This is a genomic window from Tumidithrix helvetica PCC 7403, assembly GCF_965232925.1.
GTDB lineage: Bacteria > Cyanobacteriota > Cyanobacteriia > Pseudanabaenales > Pseudanabaenaceae > Tumidithrix > Tumidithrix helvetica.
In genome coordinates this window covers 143934-162754 of the sequence record NZ_CBDDRA010000007.1, presented here as the reverse complement: position 1 = coordinate 162754, position 18821 = coordinate 143934, and the positions used below count along the sequence as shown (strand labels likewise).

Annotated in this window: 17 protein-coding genes; 9 read left to right on the top strand and 8 right to left on the bottom strand. The window is 46.5% G+C overall.

The window, feature by feature from the left end; translation table 11 throughout:
* Window positions 1–209: 209 nt before the first annotated feature.
* Window positions 210–605 carry a recombinase family protein gene (locus tag ACP2WE_RS09020; RefSeq protein WP_425215217.1) on the bottom strand — a complete coding sequence of 132 codons (396 nt, stop codon included), beginning with the start codon at window positions 603–605 and terminating at the stop codon, window positions 210–212.
* Between the two features lie 168 nt (window positions 606–773).
* Here ACP2WE_RS09020 and ACP2WE_RS09015 point away from each other — a divergent pair, with 168 nt between their 5' ends.
* Both ACP2WE_RS09015 and ACP2WE_RS09010 read left to right on the top strand, forming a co-directional pair.
* Complete coding sequence (locus tag ACP2WE_RS09015) at window positions 774–1070, top strand: 2Fe-2S iron-sulfur cluster-binding protein (RefSeq protein ID WP_425215274.1); 297 nt, start codon at window positions 774–776, stop codon at window positions 1068–1070.
* A gap of 34 nt (window positions 1071–1104) precedes the next feature.
* Window positions 1105–1443: a thioredoxin family protein gene (locus tag ACP2WE_RS09010; RefSeq protein ID WP_425215216.1), complete on the top strand. Its 339-nt coding sequence runs from the start codon at window positions 1105–1107 to the stop codon at window positions 1441–1443.
* 265 nt (window positions 1444–1708) lie between these two features.
* Here ACP2WE_RS09010 and ACP2WE_RS09005 read toward each other — a convergent pair whose 3' ends face one another.
* The 3 genes from ACP2WE_RS09005 to ACP2WE_RS08995 form a co-directional block, all read right to left on the bottom strand.
* Complete coding sequence (locus ACP2WE_RS09005; protein ID WP_425215215.1) at window positions 1709–2929, bottom strand: acetate kinase; 1221 nt, start codon at window positions 2927–2929, stop codon at window positions 1709–1711.
* A gap of 202 nt (window positions 2930–3131) precedes the next feature.
* Window positions 3132–3593 carry a DUF29 domain-containing protein gene (locus ACP2WE_RS09000; protein WP_425215214.1) on the bottom strand — a complete coding sequence of 154 codons (462 nt, stop codon included), beginning with the start codon at window positions 3591–3593 and terminating at the stop codon, window positions 3132–3134.
* Between the two features lie 198 nt (window positions 3594–3791).
* Window positions 3792–6227 carry a phosphoketolase family protein gene (locus ACP2WE_RS08995; RefSeq protein WP_425215213.1) on the bottom strand — a complete coding sequence of 812 codons (2436 nt, stop codon included), beginning with the start codon at window positions 6225–6227 and terminating at the stop codon, window positions 3792–3794.
* Window positions 6228–6693: 466 nt separating this feature from the next.
* Here ACP2WE_RS08995 and ACP2WE_RS08990 point away from each other — a divergent pair, with 466 nt between their 5' ends.
* Complete coding sequence (locus ACP2WE_RS08990) at window positions 6694–7407, top strand: pyridoxine 5'-phosphate synthase (RefSeq protein ID WP_425215212.1); 714 nt, start codon at window positions 6694–6696, stop codon at window positions 7405–7407.
* 86 nt (window positions 7408–7493) lie between these two features.
* Here ACP2WE_RS08990 and larC2 read toward each other — a convergent pair whose 3' ends face one another.
* On the bottom strand, window positions 7494–7976 hold the full coding sequence (larC2, locus tag ACP2WE_RS08985) for a nickel pincer cofactor biosynthesis protein LarC2 (RefSeq protein WP_425215273.1): 483 nt from the start codon (window positions 7974–7976) through the stop codon (window positions 7494–7496).
* Between the two features lie 2 nt (window positions 7977–7978).
* Window positions 7979–8956 carry a nickel pincer cofactor biosynthesis protein LarC gene (gene larC / locus ACP2WE_RS08980; protein ID WP_425215211.1) on the bottom strand — a complete coding sequence of 326 codons (978 nt, stop codon included), beginning with the start codon at window positions 8954–8956 and terminating at the stop codon, window positions 7979–7981.
* Between the two features lie 70 nt (window positions 8957–9026).
* Between larC and purS the strand changes: the two genes are divergently transcribed.
* Together purS and ACP2WE_RS08970 are read left to right on the top strand one after the other, a co-directional pair.
* Window positions 9027–9275 carry a phosphoribosylformylglycinamidine synthase subunit PurS gene (gene purS, locus ACP2WE_RS08975; protein WP_425215210.1) on the top strand — a complete coding sequence of 83 codons (249 nt, stop codon included), beginning with the start codon at window positions 9027–9029 and terminating at the stop codon, window positions 9273–9275.
* Window positions 9276–9331: 56 nt separating this feature from the next.
* The gene (locus ACP2WE_RS08970) at window positions 9332–9979 is read left to right on the top strand and encodes a restriction endonuclease subunit R (RefSeq protein ID WP_425215209.1); all 648 of its coding nucleotides are present in this window, start codon (window positions 9332–9334) and stop codon (window positions 9977–9979) included.
* A 52-nt stretch (window positions 9980–10031) separates the two neighbouring features.
* Here ACP2WE_RS08970 and ACP2WE_RS08965 read toward each other — a convergent pair whose 3' ends face one another.
* Together ACP2WE_RS08965 and ACP2WE_RS08960 are read right to left on the bottom strand one after the other, a co-directional pair.
* Window positions 10032–11966: a PAS domain-containing sensor histidine kinase gene (locus tag ACP2WE_RS08965; RefSeq protein WP_425215208.1), complete on the bottom strand. Its 1935-nt coding sequence runs from the start codon at window positions 11964–11966 to the stop codon at window positions 10032–10034.
* A gap of 205 nt (window positions 11967–12171) precedes the next feature.
* Complete coding sequence (locus ACP2WE_RS08960; protein WP_425215207.1) at window positions 12172–13323, bottom strand: pyridoxal-phosphate-dependent aminotransferase family protein; 1152 nt, start codon at window positions 13321–13323, stop codon at window positions 12172–12174.
* Window positions 13324–13678: 355 nt separating this feature from the next.
* On the opposite strand from ACP2WE_RS08960, the gene ACP2WE_RS08955 reads away from it, so the two are divergent.
* The 4 genes from ACP2WE_RS08955 to ACP2WE_RS08940 all read left to right on the top strand — a co-directional run bounded on the left by ACP2WE_RS08955 (window position 13679) and on the right by ACP2WE_RS08940 (window position 18692).
* Window positions 13679–14593, top strand: coding sequence for a tetratricopeptide repeat protein (locus ACP2WE_RS08955; protein ID WP_425215206.1), 915 nt, complete (start codon window positions 13679–13681; stop codon window positions 14591–14593).
* A gap of 103 nt (window positions 14594–14696) precedes the next feature.
* Window positions 14697–15152: a DUF29 domain-containing protein gene (locus tag ACP2WE_RS08950; RefSeq protein WP_425215205.1), complete on the top strand. Its 456-nt coding sequence runs from the start codon at window positions 14697–14699 to the stop codon at window positions 15150–15152.
* Window positions 15153–15284: 132 nt separating this feature from the next.
* Complete coding sequence (uvrA, locus tag ACP2WE_RS08945; RefSeq protein WP_425215204.1) at window positions 15285–18176, top strand: excinuclease ABC subunit UvrA; 2892 nt, start codon at window positions 15285–15287, stop codon at window positions 18174–18176.
* Window positions 18177–18317: 141 nt separating this feature from the next.
* Window positions 18318–18692, top strand: a complete 375-nt coding sequence (locus ACP2WE_RS08940; protein WP_425215203.1) for a hypothetical protein — start codon at window positions 18318–18320, stop codon at window positions 18690–18692.
* Window positions 18693–18821: the final 129 nt, after the last annotated feature.

Genomic DNA, 18821 nt, shown 5'->3' with positions numbered 1-18821 from the left:
AAACACCATTTATTCGTTATACAGTTCGTTATACAGTCAGAGGGCTTTGGAAAGACATGTAACTTTCTCACAACAAAAAATTAGTAATTCAACGTTTTAGCTGACATCAGTGTACAATAGAGAAATGTTACAAAAAATCAAGCAAAGCTTAAACTTTGTAACTATTTGAGCTTAATATGGTTTTGGGCTAATAATTTTGGGGCTATGGGTCAAGCGATCTGATTATTTTCAGAAGTTCGATCGATGTCTTCTGGACTATCCTCTGTTTGGGAAGTAACCCCTGAGATTCTTCTGGTTCTACCATAGAGCCGATCTAGAACGCGCTTAACTGAAATGCGATGCCAAGACTGCCCTCGTTTTGTGGTGTATCCCTGCTGGTTGAGCCAATCTGCAATTTTTTGCAAGGACTTTCCAGATTTGTGATGCCGGCGAATCAGATCGATAACCTCAGTTTCTGCTGGATCGTCTACTAACTCACCATTTACCGATCGCTGTCCAAAAGCTGGTGAGCCATGCCCCACATAGCCACCAGAAGCCGCCTTAGCTTGCCTGCCTCGCTCTAGCCTTTCCCAGGCATTTAGGTCGTTTGCGTTGCTTGATGACATCACTGTGTTAATCTTGTGACCTTCTAGCCATCATAGCTCAACCAAGAGCGAAGATGTCGATCTTTTGGAAGTAGTTCTCAGATCTCTTTCGGAAACGGCTTTCAAGATATTTTGGCGATCGCAATCAAACAATTCGTTCATTTTATTCATATTTTACAGGAAAATTTTATGGCTACATATAAGGTCAAACTGATCGACGATTCAGGGCTTGATGTCACGTTGGATGTTCCCGACAACCAAACTGTTTTTGAGGCAGCTGAAGATGCAGGCATCGACTTACCTGTTTCCTGCCGTGCTGGATCCTGTTCTAGTTGTGCGGGTAAGGTGGTATCTGGCAAGGTAGATCAATCCGATCAAGCATTTTTGGATGACAGCCAAATCGCTGCAGGTTTTGTATTGACTTGTGTCGCTTATCCTCTTTCTGACTGCACAATTAAAACTAATCAAGAAGAATTTTTATTTTAAGTAACCCATTTACGGTGATTTCTGGAGAGAATATATGACTGCCGCTACCTTCATTAAAGACGAAGCAGAATTTGATGCGCTTTTGGCTGCCGAGCCATTATTTGTCGTAGACTGCACAGCCACTTGGTGTGGTCCCTGTAAAGTAATTAGCCCATTTATCGATCGATTAGCAGAAGCCTATAGCGATCGCGCCAAGGTATTTAAACTCGATCTAGATACCAATAAACCTGTTGCCAAACGCTTTGGTCTGCGTAGTATTCCTGCTGTGATGTTTTTTAAACAAAGTGAGTTAGTGGAAACGATGGTTGGAGTCAAGTCTTACGAAGAATATAGCGATACCCTGACTCGCCATCTTGAGGCAGCTACAGTATAGAATCATTTTTCGGAACTGCTTCCATCCGATCGCTCCAAGCCTCCTCAGAAGGAATACCAATTTCAAGTGAATTCATCATGGATTCGGATTTAAGTTCCACACTGCGTATGGTTTTCTGGGAAATGGCATCAATCGTCAATTAACGAAAAAAGTAGCCGAACTTCTGAGGGCTTCCCAGATGGAGCGATCGCAAATTCTAAACGAACTGAATTCCGATCGACGGAATATTCGCAATGGGTCTAGTGAAACCATGAGGTCTGAGAAGTTAATCAGCGAAGCTAGAGCTACAGTGATGCCAGCATTCTTGCGCGATCGCTAAATCTTCTTGGGTATGAATCACTAGGATTCTGACGGTTGAATCAGCCGTAGCAATATCTAGATTCACAGGACGATTTTGATTCTTCTCAAGATCGAGTTTTAATCCCAAAAATTCCAGAGATTGACAGGCAAGTTCGCGCACGATCGCCGAATTTTCACCCACACCCGCTGTAAATACCAAAGCATCCAATCCACCCAAGCTCACGAGCATGGAACCAAGGCACGATCGCAGCCGATGGATGTAGATATCTAGGGCAAGTTTTGCTCTAGGATTGCCCGTATCCATCGCGGCTAAAACCGATCGCAGATCGGCTGAAACCCCAGAGATTCCTAGCAAACCAGATTCTTTATTCAACTCTTTGTCTAAGCGATCGGCGGTGTAACCTTCCTGTCGGATCAGGTGAATTAAAATGCTGGGATCGATCGAACCAGAGCGAGAACCCATCATCAACCCCTCTAAAGGCGTGAATCCCATCGTCGTATCAATACTTTGACCGTTGCGAATCGCGGCAAGCGAACAACCATTGCCTAAATGACAGGTAATCAATCGCAGGTCTTTAAGATCGCGATCTAAGATTTGGGCAGCCCTCTGAGCGCAATATTGGTGGCTGATCCCATGAAATCCATAGCGACGAATCCCCAGATCTATCCATGCATAGGGGACTGGATAGATCGCCGCTGCATCGGGAATATGACTGTGAAAAGCGGTGTCAAATACGGCGATTTGCGGGATGTCTTTCCCAAAAATGCTTTCGATCGCTTCAATGCCCTCTAAGTTCGCAGGATTATGTACGGGCGCTAACACGAATAGGCCTGCGATCGCGGCTTTTACTTCGGCTGTCACGCGAACGCTCTCGCGATAATCTTGCCCTCCATGTACGACGCGATGCCCCACCACATCAACTTCCGCAGGCAGATCGATAACTTTGGTTTTTCCTTGCCAGAGGGTTTCTAAGAGGTGCGCGATCGCTTGAGTACGGGACTGCATGGGAATTTCTTCTTCCAAAACTGCCCCTGTGGCCGTTTTGACTTCAAATTCAGCAAAGCCCTGACGCCGCGTCCAGTCGATCGAGGCTTCCCATAGGGGTTCGGAAATGCGATCGCCCACTACTTCATAGAGGCAACTCTTTTGACTGCTAGAGCCAGCATTCATTACCAGTATTTTCATGATTTAACGTTATACCGCCTTTCGCCCAAAGGCATAAAAAATGGTGATATCATTCCAAATCCCTCGTTCAGTTTGTATTGACTCCAATATATAGCTCGGCTATCTGCTGCTTATATTTATCCAGTTCTATTGGGCAATTCACCAAACCTTCTCCACAAATTAGTGACTTAACTTAGTAACGAACGATTTGGGATTACTCTACCTATGGTAAAAACTCTGAGTCTAGGCTTTGATCGGGAGTAAACGGCGATTCTTTAGGGAAAACTTTTAGATCTAGTCCTGTTTCAATAGCAGCTTGCTTACAAGCATCTTCATAGCACCTATCAAATACCTCATCTAAATATCGTCTTAGACTAGGACTATCTAGAAAATAGTCGCGCAATCGCCGACGATGCTCAATCATGCTGGATCTCCAACTTTTCGATCGCCGTTCGGGTTGATATTGCCATTTGAGTAGATGCAATAACACGACAATTAAGTTATTCCTAATCGCACTTTTTTGACTTTTGCCCATGCTTTCAACTTCTTCAATTAGGTTCTCTAGATCGATTTGCTGAAACTGGTTTGCTTTTAAAAGCGCCACCGTTGTCTCAATCCATACGGCAAAGTCGCGATCGTAGAGCGTTTGTGAATTTAATGAATTGGGTGCATGTACTTGTGTCATAGGTCTCCTAATCAACTCAAAATCGACTGTGATTTCAACCTTTTTTCTAGCTTAACATTGCGAACTAGATTCATGACGGATAGCATGCAAATCGTCCTTAAACACGATCTTCTCTTGCAAGGCAAGCATAAATTCCAGATCCCCTTCTCCGACATGGAGAAGGGGTTAAGGGAAGAGATCCAGACTTCCACAAATCAGTTAGTAAGGCCACTTAAAGTCAATAGTGTCAGGTCGATCTTCGCCATATTCATAGGCGTAGTTACGACATTGAATCTGGGCATTTTTAAACTTCTCTTTGGCATGAGCCCCAGCCACTTTAAGTTTGGGAACGCGATCGATCGCATCCATGGCAATGCTAAAGCGATCGATTTGATTGTTGATCGCCAACTCCAAGGGGGTATTGATGCTGCCTTTTTCCTTATAGCCACGTACGTGCATATTGTCGTGATTGGTGCGACGGTAGGTAAGGCGGTGGATCAACCAAGGATAGGCATGGAAGTTGAAAATAATTGGCTTGTCCAGCGTGAATAAAGAGTCAAAGTCGCGATCGCTTAGACCATGGGGATGCTCGGTATCGGGTTGTAGTTTAAATAAATCCACCACATTGATAAACCGAATCTTGAGATCGGGAAACTCCTCTCTCAGCATCGCATTGGCGGCTAAAGCCTCTAGCGTTGGAATATCGCCTGCGGTGGCTAGGACTACATCAGGCTCTACACCTTGATCGTTGCTTGCCCAATCCCAAATACCAATGCCTTTGGTGCAATGCTCGACCGCTGCTTCCATGCTCAGGAACTGCAAGTGCAGTTGCTTATCTGCCACGATAATATTGATGTAGTTTTTGCTCTTGAGGCAGTGGTCAGCCACAGATAGCAGGGAATTAACATCAGGCGGTAAGTAGATGCGAACCACATCTGGACTCTTGTTGAGGGCAAGATCTAAAAAACCAGGATCTTGGTGGGTGAAACCATTATGATCTTGTCGCCATACGGTGGAGGTAATTAACCAGTTCAGCGAGGCAATATCGGCACGCCAAGGAATGTGATTGCAGATTTCTAACCACTTCGCATGTTGGTTAAACATGGAATCAATCACATGCACAAAAGATTCATAGGTGGAAAAGAAACCATGTCGTCCCGTGAGCAAATATCCTTCCAGCCAACCTTCAATCGTATGTTCGCTCAACATTTCTAGAACGCGACCATTGGGGGATAATTCTCCGCCATCGGCATCTTCGGACAAGTAGTCGGCAATCCAAAACTTCTTGCTAACTTCATAGATGGCATTAAGCTTGTTCGAGGTGTTTTCATCGGGACCAAACACTCGAAAATTCGTCATGTTCAACTGCATGACATCCCGCAAGAATACACCTAAGGGTTTTGTATTCTCCACATCAATTTGAGCGGGTTTAGAAATATCGACACCATACTGACGGAAGTCTGGCATCCGCAGATCTTTTCGCAGTAGACCCCCATTGGCTTTTGGATTAGCACTCATGCGCCGATCGCCTTTGGGGGCAAGGTCTCTCAGTTCTGGTACGAGCTTACCCGTAGCATCAAAAGCTGTTTCGGGGTTATAGCTGCGCAACCATTGTTCCAGCATTTGTAAATGTTGGGGATTGTTGTGGATTCCTGATAGGGGTACTTGATGCGATCGCCAAAAACCCTCAACCTTATGTCCATCGACTGACTCGGGCCCAGTCCAACCCTTGGGGGTACGCAGCACGATCATGGGGTAGCGCGGCAGTTTTGCCTCTCCTGTCCTGCGAGCTTCTTCGCGAATTTGTTTGATGTCGGCAACGCAGCGATCGAGGGTAGCTGCCATCGCTTGGTGCATGCTCTCTGGATCGGAACCTTCCACAAAGTAGGGTTGGTAGCCATAGCCGATGAATAGATGCTCTAAATCCGCATGGCTAATACGGGAGAGAATGGTGGGGTTATTAATCTTGTAGCCATTCAAGTGCAAGATCGGTAGGACTGCCCCATCTCGAATTGGGTTTAAAAACTTGTTGGAATGCCATGCTGTCGCGAGGGGGCCAGTCTCTGCTTCACCATCACCTACTACCACGGCACTAATTAAATCGGGGATATCAAAAACCGTGCCAAAGCCATGGGAAAGGCTGTACCCTAGTTCTCCACCCTCATGCACCGAACCAGGGGTTTCGGGAGTGCAGTGACTACCAATACCACCGGGGAAGGAGAATTGCTTAAAGAATTTCAGCATGCCCTCGGTGTCTTCACTCTTATCGGGATAGACTTCTGAATAAGTCCCTTCCAAATAAATTGGGGCAAGTACACCGGGGGCTCCATGACCTGGCCCAGACAGGTAGATCATATCCAGATCGTGTTTTTTAATAGCACGATTGAGATGTACCCAAATAAATGCCTGCCCTGGACTCGATCCCCAGTGTCCCAGCAAACGTTTCTTAACATGTTCTTCGGTTAATGGAAGATTAAGGAGAGGATTGTCACGTAGATAAATCATTCCTACGGCTAGGTAACAGGAAGCTTGCCAATAGGCGTGAATTTTGCGGAGTTCCTCTGCACTGAGTGGAGTTCCCTGAACCGTCGATCTCGCTTGCCCGTATGCACTAATTGAGGTTGCAGCAATTGGGATTGTAGGTGTGGCTACCATATGTATATATAAACCTCTTAGAGTTATCTCAGAGTAAATTTCAGAAGACTATCTTTACTTGGCTAGATTTTGCTTTTGAGATGAACGTTAAATCTACCTTCATAATTATAGAACTATAAAACCGATTTAAAATCTTTTGTTGATATACAAGATTAGTAGACATTTCGCATCTAGAATAAATGAGCAAAAGGCTTGGGATCATCGCTGCAAAACCATGTTCCACTTCCAAAATCGCCAATTTTTCCCAGCTTCCAAGAACCTACGATACTATTTTTGAAACCCTTGCAAAGTGATGAATTCCTATCCCAACCTGTTGAAAATTCAATTAAAATGGGTATGAGTTCGGATTAAACATGTATAGATCGAGGAAATCTAATTCTTGGGAGTTAAAGGTTTTGATCCCCTAACATTGAGGATGCGGTTTTGATTGGTAAACTCATAGAAGAATTGAATTAAGGAACCTAAATTGCCTAAGCTCGGTGTAAATATAGACCATATCGCTACAATCCGTCAGGCGCGACGAGGCGAAGAACCAGATCCAGTTGCTGCTGCCGTACTCGCTGAGTTGGCGGGTGCTGATGGAATTACAGTACATTTACGTGAAGACCGCCGCCACATGCAAGAACGGGACGTGCGCGTACTGCGCCAAACCGTGCGCACGCATTTAAATTTAGAAATGGCTGCTACACCCGAAATGGTAGCGATCGCCCTCGATATCAAGCCAGACTATGTCACCCTCGTGCCTGAAAAACGTGAAGAAATCACGACTGAGGGGGGCTTGGATGTGATTGGGCAGGGCGATCGCTTGGTGCAAATCGTGCAGCAATTGCAAACCGCAGGTATTCCCGTCAGCCTGTTTGTCGATGCCGAACCCGATCAGCTCAAAGCCTCTGCTCAAACTGGGGCAAAATTTGTGGAGTTGCATACGGGAACCTATGCCAATGCCACCAACGAGGAAGAGGTAAAGCGAGAATTAGAATTTTTGACAAAGGGCGGTGCGATCGCCATTTCTCTGGGCTTAAGACTCAATGCGGGGCATGGCTTAACCTACTCAAATACGCGCCCCATAGCGCAAATCCCAAATATGGAGGAATTAAATATCGGTCACAGCATTATCAGTCGGGCAGTTCTCGTTGGTTTAGATCGAGCGGTCAGCGAAATGAAAGCTTTGGTAATTTAGGAGAATTGGGGGCTCATAAAGCGATCGCTAATGGTTTTAAATAGACCTTGCGATCGCGAGTCACCTACGAGGTTCGTTTTGAACGCTCATATTGCGATTAAATTCTCACCTGCAAATTGGACAACTCTTTGGACTCGCAGCAATGGAACTTGGTGCTGGCGTGCCAGTTGAGCGCAGTCCTCATACTCGGGGTGAACTGTGTAAATGTCTCCACGTTGGGTAATTTTTACCCTTGCTCTCCCATATTCCGTATCCACCCAGCGAATTTCTCTCGGTAAAATCGTGCGTTCTTGCAGGCGATGGCGAATCCCCAGGGTTGTGGTTTCTCGAAAGAGAACTTGTTCGCAAACTTGGGCGCGATCGCATGGGCAGATCGCAGTTAATAACAACCCCGTGCGAGATTTTTTCATACCAATCGCTTGCGTGAAGACATCCAATGCCCCCTTTTGCAGCAATTGCTCCATCACATAGGCAACGACTTGGGAGCTGAGATCGTCTACTTGGGTTTCAAGGACAGTGACGACTTCAAGCTGCTGAGGAAATTGAGCTACATAGGATTGGGAACCGATTTCTAGGATTTTTTTTTATCCTGTTTATGCTTGTGTTTTTTGTCTTTATGCTTTTCCCCCCGTTCCTGTACATCTGAGAGCGAATCCTCTCCTTCGCCAATCCACAGACGCACAATATTGGGAATCTCTAAATCTCGCGTACCCGCGCCTAAGCCTACTTTCTTGATTCTGAGATTGGGACTCTTCCCAAAGGACTCGCAAAGCGAAACCGCGATCGCTGCGCCAGTCGGCGTCACCAGTTCCTTTTCAATGCCATTGCTAAATACAGGGACTTGATGTAGTTCCCAAAGCTTTAAAACCGCAGGCGCAGGCACGGGCATTCGACCATGTTCGCATTTCACAAACCCACCGCCCGTAGGCAATGCCGAACAGAATAACTGGTCTATGCCCAGCCAATCTAACCCCGCACAAGTGCAAACAATATCGACGATCGCATCCAAAGCCCCAACCTCATGAAAATGCACCTGCTCGGGGGCAATGCCATGCACTTTGCCCTCCGCGATCGCCAAACACCGAAAGATACGCAAACTCCAAAATTCCACCTTGAGCGGTAAATTTGCCTGTCGAATCAGGGTTTCGATTTCTGGTAAATGCCGATGATGGGTGTGGACATCATGGCTAGTATCGCGATCCTGCGAGCGATCGTGGGTATGCTCGTGGTCATGGTCTGAAGAATGCTTATGGGTGTGTTCGTGGGCACGATCGTGGGAATGGTCGGGTTCTGGTGGGGCTGATTCCTCTGGCAACGCCTCGCGATCGGGATTCATACTGTCGTCGGGTATTAACTCAACATGTACCTTCGTTGCCTCTTGACCGCAGCGAAGCACTAGCTCAGATCGGATCTTAACTTTTTGACTCAACCCTAAGCGATCGATGACTAGGTTGAGGTAATCGATGGGAACCCCCGCACTGACCAGTGCCCCCAAACACATATCCCCTGCAATTCCGGCATGACAATCCCAATATGCAATGTTTGACATAATTCCTGACTACTGACCACTGATATGATTATCGCTGTTGACTGCGATCGCATTAATCAAATATAAGGCCATGAAATATAAGGCAAAAGTTTTTGTTACCCTACGACCATCCGTACTCGATCCCGCTGGCACTGCGGTGCAATCTGCGCTGACCCAAATGAGCTACAACGTCGAGTCTGTCCGCATCGGTAAGTATGTGGAAATGGTTTTAGATGCTACCGATGAGTCTGAGGCAAGCGATCGGCTCCATCAAGCCTGCGACCAATTACTTGCCAATCCCGTCATTGAAAATTATCGTTTCGAGCTGGCGGAGGCATGATGAGGTTTGAACCATTGCCAAAATTTAAAGTACGACGCTAAATTGGAAATACGATCATGACCACATTATTACAAGCAAAGAACCTAACGTTGGGAGATGTACAACGTCTGTTTGGGTTCAAACGAGAGGCGATCGCGCCATCGTTTGCTTCATTACTATGCTTAGAGCCTTTGACGGAATTTGAGCGGCAAGAACTTGCCCAAATTCAGGAAGATTTTGACAATTATTTGGCTGAAGGCAAGGTTTCTGAAGGGCAGGTAAAGTTTTTAGTTATCGCGCCGTTGATGAAGCTGGCTGGTTTTTATAAATCACCATTGGCAATTTCTTTGGAAGAAGATATAGCCGAAATCGAAATTACCGATCTAGATACGACCATCAAGGGCAGGATGGATATTCTCGCTGTTAAGAAAGCGCTCTCTAAAGCCGAGGCTGCTTTTTGGGTTTTGGTGATCGAGGCTAAAAATAGCGAAATTGCGGCATTAACAGGGTTGCCACAACTGCTTACCTATGCCTACAAAAGCTTAGAAAATCAACCCACGGTATGGGGATTGACGACGAATGGAGTCACCTATCAGTTTGTCTATCTCAGTCAGGGCAATTCACCCATCTATCAATTACTGCCAGATTTAAGCTTGATTAATTCTGAGCGATCGCTGCAATTACTTCAAGTTCTCAAAGCGATTTGCGCGCTGATTGCAGCTTAGTCCAAACTGACATGAATTATAGGTTGTGCTGCGCTCTCTAATTGCGAAACATTCACCCAACAGGCAACTCAATGATAAATTCTGTACCTTTGTTTGACTCAGACTGAAAATATAACTTGCCCTGATGTTTTTCAACCACGATCTGATAGCTGATCGAAAGCCCCAAGCCCGTGCCTTGACCGACAGGTTTGGTGGTAAAAAAGGGGTCAAATAGTCGGCTTTGTGCTGCTTGAGGAATGGCGATGCCATTATTAGCAATCCGAATTACAACGTAGGGATGGGAGACGTTCGATCGCAGCTCCGTGTGGATCGTAATCGTGCTGGGCTCGGCTTCGGTTTGAATTTCTTGATTTTCAGACGCGATCGCTTGCTGTTTCTGCTTTTCCTCTAGCGCGTCGATCGCATTACTGAGAATATTCATAAACACTTGATTGATCTGCCCTGCGAGGCAAGTCACTTGGGGTAAATTGCCATATTCCTTAATCACCGTAATCTCTTTTTGATCGCCGTAGGGTTTAAAGCGATTTTGCAAAATCATTAAGGTGCTGTCGATACCTTCATGGATATCGAAGGGCTTTTTGCCATCATGATCCGATCGCGAGAAATTTCTTAAGGACGAAACAATCTGCCGAATCCGATCGGCTCCTCCACGCATGGAGGCAAGCATTTTGGGTAAGTCGCTCAACAAAAACTCCAGATCGATCTGCGCCATTGCCTGCTGAATTTCTGGCTCAGGTGTGGGGTAATGTTTCTGGTAAAGCGTAATTAGCTCAAAAAGGCTCTGGACATAGCGGCTGGCATGGTTAAGATTGCCATGAATGAAATTTACAGGGTTGTTGATCTCATGGGCAATGCCCGCTACAAGTTGCCCCAAGCTGGACATTTTTTCGTTTTGGATGAGCTGCGCCTGCGTATGTTTGAGATTGGCAAGGGCAGTTTCCAGTTGTTGCGCTTGGGCATGGGCAGAGATGGCATTGGTGCGCAGTTCTTTTTCAGTGCGGCGACGTTCCCATTGCTCGATGCTAAGCGACACAATATCCGCGATCGAGTGGGCAAAGTTTTGTTCCTCTAGAGCGTAGGCACGCGTCGGGTCGGGATGTTCGTAGATGATCGTGCCCACTTTTTGCCCATCTAACCTCAGGGGAATGTCTAATCTGGCGGATTCTCTAAAGGTTGGTGTTGGGGTAATCGAGGTATCTATGTAATCTGGGATGAAAGGCAAGCGATCGCTAGACAAATTCCCTTCTGGTCGGATGAGTAACTGAATGGCTTCAATAAAGTCGGCATTTTTGGGATCGGCTTCCCTTCCTAACTCTTTGCCTAATTCTCTCTCTAGCTCTACGCCCGAAGCATGGGAACGGTTACTGCTTTGATAAAGGTCGAGACACCAGATTTTGGTGCGGTTGTTTTTATAGAGCCAAATGCTGACGCGATCGCATTCGATCGTGCGGGTCGCGGTTTCTAGGATGACGCGCAGGGTGGCTTTAAGATCGTCATAGAGGAGGGCGCGATGTTTTGTCAGTTCTAAAAGGGCTTGCTGTTGCTTGCGCAGCCTCATCCCACTAAGTTGCAATGCTGCTTCCGCCCATTTGCGATCGGTAATATCATGCGCCACAATCATGAGATATTCCACCTGACCTTGGGGATCGCGAATCACGCTACCTGAAGATTCGAGAATGCGCCAAGAGCCATCTTTATGCTGCATGCGATATTCCAAGACCTTGCCAACGCCAGTGGCAAGCGTGGACTGAGCCACCTCTAAAACCTTGGCTTGATCGTCGGGGTGAATTTTGTCATAGGCCCATGTTTCCTGAAGTTCTGAAGCCGAGTAACCCAGTAAGGTACTGTAGGAAGGGCTGTTATAGATGCGATAGCCCTGGGGATCGATCACGGCAATTAGATCGGAGGCATTTTCTGCGATCAGCCGAAACAAGCGATCGCGTGGAAGCTTATCCAGTTCTGTAGAAATATCGTTTGGATCTGTCATAACTCAACAATACTTGCAAATTCCGCTCGCAGAACGGTCATCATATCAAGTTCTATTGAGTGGAAATAATTCGTTTGAAAGGGAATACATCAATCACTACTTGGATTTCGAGACTGCGATCGCCCTGCTCAATCGGGTATCCCTTTGTAGGGGTAATTCATGAATTACCCCTACTACAATTACAAAGGGGCTGGAGGGTCAGAGATTAGCTGAGCTTGTCGATCGCAGCTTTAACACCTGCACCGGGGGTAAACCCGGTATAGCCTAGTTGTTGCAAGGTTGCCTCGATCGCACTAATCGCGGTCAGAATATCGCGATCGCTGACAAAGCCCAGATGCCCAATGCGGAATATTTTGCCAGACAGGTGATCCTGTCCGCCTGCAAGGACGATATCAAAATTCTTTTTGATTACCGAGCGAATTTTCTCAGCATCCAAGCCTTCAGGGGGTACGACCGCCGTAATTGAATGGCTGGCACTGGCATCATCGGCAAGTAGTCCCAATCCCAGAGCCTTTGCCGCTGCACGGGCAGCATTGCGATGGCGCAGGTGACGCGCAAAGATGCTTTCCAGCCCTTCTTTTTGCATCATTCCGAGTGTGACTTGCAGGGCTATCACCATATTCACCGAAGTCGTGAATGGCGTAGAGTTTTTGGCAGCATCCTTTCGTGCCTTGCCCAAGTCCAGATAGTAGCGAGGCAGGTTGGCGGTTTTATAGGCTTCCCAAGCTTTAGGCCCAACGGCAACAAAGCCAAGTCCGGGGGGGATCATATAGCCCTTTTGCGAACCTGATGCCACGACATCCAAGCCCAAGGCATCAATCGGCACGTTCATTGCACCCAAACTGGTGACGGCATCCACAATGATTAAGGCTTTGCCATGGGCTTTAACATGGCTGTTAATTGCTTCTAGGTCGTTCATCACCCCTGTTGAGGTTTCGCTGTGGGTAATGATGACGGCTTTAATTTCCTTGTTGGTATCTGCCTCTAGCTTGGCACGAAATACCTCAGGGTCTAAAGCTTTGCCCCATTCGGCTTTGACGCGCTCGGCATTGATTCCATAGGCATCGCAGACATCGCCCCAGCGTTCGCCAAATTTACCATTGTCGCCTACGAGCACGCGATCGCCTTTGCTCAAAAAGTTCACGATCGCGGCTTCCATTGCACCAGTGCCGCTTGCCGTTAAAATCAGCACATCATTTTCGGTTTGATGAATCCATTTTAGTTTTGCGGTGACATCTGCCATCACTTTACTAAAATCACCACTGCGGTGTCCGATCGGTGATTTTGCCAGAGCCAAGAGCGCCTGTTCGGGAACAGGGGTTGGTCCGGGAATCATCAACATTAATTTGTCTTCCATGTCGCCACTTTTCTCAATCTAGTCCTAACATTTTAAGCGCTATTGTTCGACTGCTCGTATGCATCAGCGCGATCCCCAAGTCATTGCAGTTAAAAAGTCTGATTAAAAGCCTTATGGGGAGTTGGATTCCAAGATTATAAATTCACTATTTCAATCTACAAATTGCGGTTAAATCCAAAAATTCCTCAAGTTAATTGTTGAATTTTCAGGAAATGGTGTAGATTAGCTCGCAGATAGATTAGGGCTAGAAATCAAGATTTTGGGGTTTGGATCGTCTTGTGATGAATCGCAAAGCAAACAATAAAAAACCAAAATCTGGGAACTTTGCCCTCAAATTTTCGGACTATAGGGAACTATGAGGCAAAGTTATCTGTTTTTTTCAGTTTTAGCAGCTTTGGTGGTGATTTCTCCGCTTTCAGTTTCGCTTGCCCAAGCGGAAACTCAAAAGCCCCACGATCGCACGGCGAATCGTCAAATCATCAGCCAGAAACCATCGGAAACCCCCGATCAACTTTTAGAACGAGGAAATGCCTATGTACGATTGGGGAATTTAGAAGGAGCGATCGCTTCGTTTCAAGCGGCAATTAAGCTCAATCCCAATTTGACCGCTGCCCATTATAATTTAGGACTTGCTCAAGCCCAAGCAGGACAGACGCAGCAGGCAATTTACTCTTTTCAACGGGCAGCAAGACTCGATCCAAAATTTGCGATGGCCTATAGCAATTTAGGGGCGGCTCTGTTACAGGGTGGCAAGGTTCCCCAAGCGATCGCTTCGCTCAAACGGGCTATTCAACTCGAACCCAAACTGGCGATTGCCTACTACAACCTCGGACTAGCGCTCAAAGAACAAAAAGATTTTAACGGCGCGATCGCCAACCTCCAGCAGTCCATTCGTCTCAATCCGCAGTCCCCCGAATCCTATTACAACCTCGGATTGATCGTGCAAGGTAAAGGCGATTTGACCAAGGCGATCGCCCTCTACGAGCAGGCACTCAAACTCGATCCAAACTATCCAGAGGCATACTACAACCTAGGCGCAGCTTTCTTGCTGCAAGGAAATACCGATCGGGCGATCGTGGAGCTACAAAAAGCCACAGCACTTAGAAAAGGCTATGCCGATGCTTTTTATACCCTTGGCGTCGCCCAAGCGAAATTAAGTCAAAAGCAAGAGGCAATTCAGTCTTTTATCCAAGCAAAAATGTTCTTTAACCAGCAAAAAAACACGCAATGGGCAAACATCAGCGAACAACAAATTCAACGATTAAAGTAAAGGTGATATAGGAAAATTGCCTGTCATAGTGCGGTATAGATTTCCTTGAATATTGTCTTAGAATTATTAAAAGCAATCTGAACTAAAACTAAAGTTTAAGGCGATGATACCAACTGTTTTTGAAAAAACTTCGTTGTACGAATCTGATTTTCTAGCTTGGACTGATGAAACCTCAGCAAAGTTACGTGCTAGAGATTTTGACAGCTTAGATTTGGAAAACTTAATTGAGGAGATTGATAGTTTGGGGGCTTCGCAGCGAAAAGAATTACTCAGCCGATTAACAGTTTTACTAGAGCACTTAATCAAGCGGATGTATATCGATCTGCCTCAAGAGTTTGACGGTTGGGTGAATACCATTCGCAATCAACGCACAGAACTAGAAATCTTAATTTTGCAATCCCCTAGCTTAAAGTCTAGATGGCATAAGTCTTTTGATGAAGCATGGAGATTGGCAATGAAAAGAGTCAATAAAGATTATCCTAGCTACAAATTTCCCACAACTTGGCAATTTAGTCGTGAAATCGAAGCCTTTCTCGAGCTAGACTTTTGGAAAAATTGATTTATTGAAACTGAGCCCATAACCAAGTACCAACTTTGCCATGATTGGTTTGCCGCGATCGCGCGAAGGCTTCTGCGAACAATGTACACCCAATCTAAATTTCAGGGTAGAATATGGCAATACTTATAGCTTATGCCAGATCATACTCACATCCATATTAGGGGTGCTAGACAGCACAACCTAAAAAATATTGACCTTACCATCCCACGAGACAAGCTGATCGTATTTACGGGGGTCTCTGGCTCAGGCAAATCATCTCTGGCTTTTGACACAATTTTTGCAGAGGGTCAGAGACGTTATGTCGAGTCGCTCAGTGCCTATGCGCGTCAATTTCTCGGTCAGGTAGAAAAGCCTGATGTGGACTACATCGAGGGGCTGAGTCCTGCCATTTCAATCGATCAAAAGTCTACTTCTCATAATCCGCGATCGACCGTGGGGACTGTCACCGAAATTTATGACTATCTGCGCTTGCTGTTTGGTCGAGCGGGCGATCCGCACTGTCACATCTGCGATCGCAACATCGCACCTCAAACCATCGACCAGATGGTAGACAAAATCATGGAACTAGGCGATAAAAGTAAGTTCCATTTGCTAGCACCCGTAATTCGAGGTAAAAAAGGAACCCATAAAAAGCTTTTGTCTGGGCTGGCGGCGGAAGGATTCGCACGGGTGCGAATTAATGGAGAGGTGCGCGAACTGGGCGATAACATTGAGCTTGACAAAAATAAAATCCATAATATTGAAATTGTCGTCGATCGCTTAATTCGCAAGGATGGCATCCAAGAACGTTTGACGGATTCCCTCAGTACCTGTCTGAAACGGGCGGAGGGCATTGCTATGATTGAGATTCTAGAGAAAGGAACCCCATCCACAGAGGTGTCTGGAAACGGACAGGCAGAGACAGAACCTGACAGCCCAAACCTGATTACCTTCTCAGAAAACTTTGCCTGTCCCGAACATGGGGCGGTCATGGAAGAGTTGTCACCTCGTTTGTTTTCGTTTAACTCTCCCTATGGGGCCTGTCCCGCCTGTCATGGCTTGGGTAGTACCAAGACCTTCTCTCCCGAACTAATCGTTCCCGACCCAAAATTACCTGTCTATGCCGCGATCGCACCTTGGGCAGATAAAAGCCATACCTACTATCTCTCTTTGCTGGTCAGCGTTAGCGAATATGCAGGGTTTGATATTGGAACACCTTGGGAACAGTTGAGCGCGAATCAGCAAGATATTGTTTTGCACGGAACTACCGAGAAAATTTTTATTAAGGCAGACTCTCGCTTTGGTAGCCAAAATCAAGGATATTACAAGCGCTTTGAGGGAGCGATCGCCATGTTGCAGCAGCAATATGCGGAGGCAGGTGAATCGCTCCAACAAAAACTAGAACAGTTCCTGATTGATATGCCCTGCGGTGTCTGTGATGGCACGAGACTGAAGCCAGAGGCATTGTCTGTAAGAATTGGTGGCTATCGCATTACGGATTTTACTTCGGCTCCCATTGGAACCTGTTTAGAGCGGTTGAATCATTTGCAATTGGATGCGCGGACGCGACAGATTGCCGAGCAAGTTCTCAAAGAGATCAAAGCCAGATTGCAATTCTTGCTAGATGTTGGCTTAGATTATCTCACCCTAGATCGTCCGACCATGAGCCTCTCAGGCGGAGAAGCCCAACGGATTCGCCTTGCGACCCAGATCGGGTCGGGCTTAACGGGCGTGCTCTACGTACTCGACGAACCTAGTATTGGTTTACATCAAAGAGATAACTCTCGCTTGCTCGGAACCTTAGTTAAGCTAAGAGATTTGGGTAACACCCTGATCGTGGTGGAACATGACGAAGAAACGATCCGCGCCGCCGATCATCTGGTAGATATTGGACCTGGAGCAGGCATTCATGGTGGGGAGATCGTGGCTCAGGGGGATGTTACCGACATTGAGAATCATCCCGACTCGATTACTGGGGCTTACCTCGCAAGGCGATCGCAGATTCTCACACCCCAACTCAGGCGCGAAGGGAATGGTAAACAGCTAGAAATTAAAGGCGCCCATCGCAATAATCTCAAAAACATTGATGTCAAAATTCCATTAGGTAAGTTGGTCTGTGTCACGGGCGTATCTGGCTCGGGTAAATCCACTTTAATCAACGAACTCCTCCATACCTATTTGGAACATCATTTCAATCGTAGGGTTCCATTGCCTACGGGAGTGAAGGAAATCTCAGGCTTGCGATCGCTGGATAAATTTATCGTGATCGACCAGTCTCCGATTGGGCGCACGCCTCGCTCTAATTCTGCTACCTATACGGGTACCTTTGATGTGATCCGCGAGACCTTTGCGCTGACTACCGCTGCTAAAACACGCGGCTATAAAGCAGGGCAGTTCTCGTTTAATGTCAAGGGTGGTCGCTGCGAAGCCTGTAGCGGTCAGGGCGTGAACGTGATCTCGATGAACTTCCTGCCCGATGTTTACGTGCGTTGCGATGTTTGCAAGGGCGCTCGTTACAACCGCGAAACCCTACAGGTAAAGTACAAAGATAAAACGATCGCTGATGTCTTAGATATGACGATCGAAGAAGCGATGCACTTCTTTGAGAATATTCCCCTTGCCCATACGCGATTAGGAATGCTGGTAGATGTAGGTTTGGGCTATATTCGCCTCGGTCAACCTGCCCCGACGCTCTCAGGTGGTGAGGCACAAAGGGTGAAACTTGCCACGGAACTCGCTCGCAGGGCAACTGGGAAAACCCTCTATCTGATCGACGAACCTACGACTGGACTGAGTTTCTACGATGTGCATAAGTTGCTCGATGTCGTGCAACGCCTGGTAGACAAGGGAAATAGCGTTTTGATGATCGAACACAATCTGGATGTGATTCGCTGTGCTGACTGGGTGATTGACTTAGGGCCTGAAGGAGGCGATCGCGGTGGTGAAATCATTGCCGAAGGAACACCCGAACAGGTGGCTAAAGTACCCCATTCCTATACAGGTCAATACCTGAAATATGTGCTTGCCGAATATCCCACAGCTTAAGTCCTTCTTGTTAATATTGTTTTGGCTTACTGTCTACTTAAAACAAGCATTCACAGATAAAATCAGCCAGTTCGTTGAGTCGATTTCTCAACCACTATAGCAGTTTTCAGATGAGAAAAATATTGTAAGATAAAGAGAAAAATGCCAAAAGGAATAACCATCTCTCAAGACCTACGTCAACGAGTCGTTGAAACATATCTAGCAGGTCAAAGCACCATGCAAGAAGTAGCCGATCGCTTTGAAGTCAAGCGTGGTTGGGTAAACGAAATCGTACAAAGATATAAACTTACAGGCAGTGTTGCCCCCAGTCCAAGAGGAGGAGGAGCACCAGCCATACTGGTGGACGAAGACTACCAAGTTCTTGCAGAGATTATCAAGCAGCAAAACGATGCTACCTTAGCAGAAATCGCCACACAATTAGCAGAACATACGGGAGTATTAGTCAGTGTGCCCACAATGAGTCGAGCAGTCAACAAAATGGGGTTCAGTCGAAAAAAAAACTCTGCACGCAGATAAACGAGATACAGAAGCAGTAAGACAATTACGTCTGGAATATCACCTTCTGTTCTGGGCGATCGAAACCGATAACCTGATCTTTATCGACGAAGCAGGGTTAAATCAGAGCATGACACGTACCCATGCACG

Coding starts and splice junctions, on each gene's coding strand:
- ACP2WE_RS09020 (WP_425215217.1), bottom strand. CDS start 605: ATGTCATCAAGCAACGCAAACGACCTAAATGCCTGGGAAAGGCTAGAG.
- ACP2WE_RS09015 (WP_425215274.1), top strand. CDS start 774: ATGGCTACATATAAGGTCAAACTGATCGACGATTCAGGGCTTGATGTC.
- ACP2WE_RS09010 (WP_425215216.1), top strand. CDS start 1,105: ATGACTGCCGCTACCTTCATTAAAGACGAAGCAGAATTTGATGCGCTT.
- ACP2WE_RS09005 (WP_425215215.1), bottom strand. CDS start 2,929: ATGAAAATACTGGTAATGAATGCTGGCTCTAGCAGTCAAAAGAGTTGC.
- ACP2WE_RS09000 (WP_425215214.1), bottom strand. CDS start 3,593: ATGACACAAGTACATGCACCCAATTCATTAAATTCACAAACGCTCTAC.
- ACP2WE_RS08995 (WP_425215213.1), bottom strand. CDS start 6,227: ATGGTAGCCACACCTACAATCCCAATTGCTGCAACCTCAATTAGTGCA.
- larC (WP_425215211.1), bottom strand. CDS start 8,956: ATGTCAAACATTGCATATTGGGATTGTCATGCCGGAATTGCAGGGGAT.
- purS (WP_425215210.1), top strand. CDS start 9,027: ATGAAATATAAGGCAAAAGTTTTTGTTACCCTACGACCATCCGTACTC.
- ACP2WE_RS08970 (WP_425215209.1), top strand. CDS start 9,332: ATGACCACATTATTACAAGCAAAGAACCTAACGTTGGGAGATGTACAA.
- ACP2WE_RS08965 (WP_425215208.1), bottom strand. CDS start 11,966: ATGACAGATCCAAACGATATTTCTACAGAACTGGATAAGCTTCCACGC.
- ACP2WE_RS08960 (WP_425215207.1), bottom strand. CDS start 13,323: ATGGAAGACAAATTAATGTTGATGATTCCCGGACCAACCCCTGTTCCC.
- ACP2WE_RS08955 (WP_425215206.1), top strand. CDS start 13,679: ATGAGGCAAAGTTATCTGTTTTTTTCAGTTTTAGCAGCTTTGGTGGTG.
- ACP2WE_RS08950 (WP_425215205.1), top strand. CDS start 14,697: ATGATACCAACTGTTTTTGAAAAAACTTCGTTGTACGAATCTGATTTT.
- uvrA (WP_425215204.1), top strand. CDS start 15,285: ATGCCAGATCATACTCACATCCATATTAGGGGTGCTAGACAGCACAAC.
- ACP2WE_RS08940 (WP_425215203.1), top strand. CDS start 18,318: ATGCCAAAAGGAATAACCATCTCTCAAGACCTACGTCAACGAGTCGTT.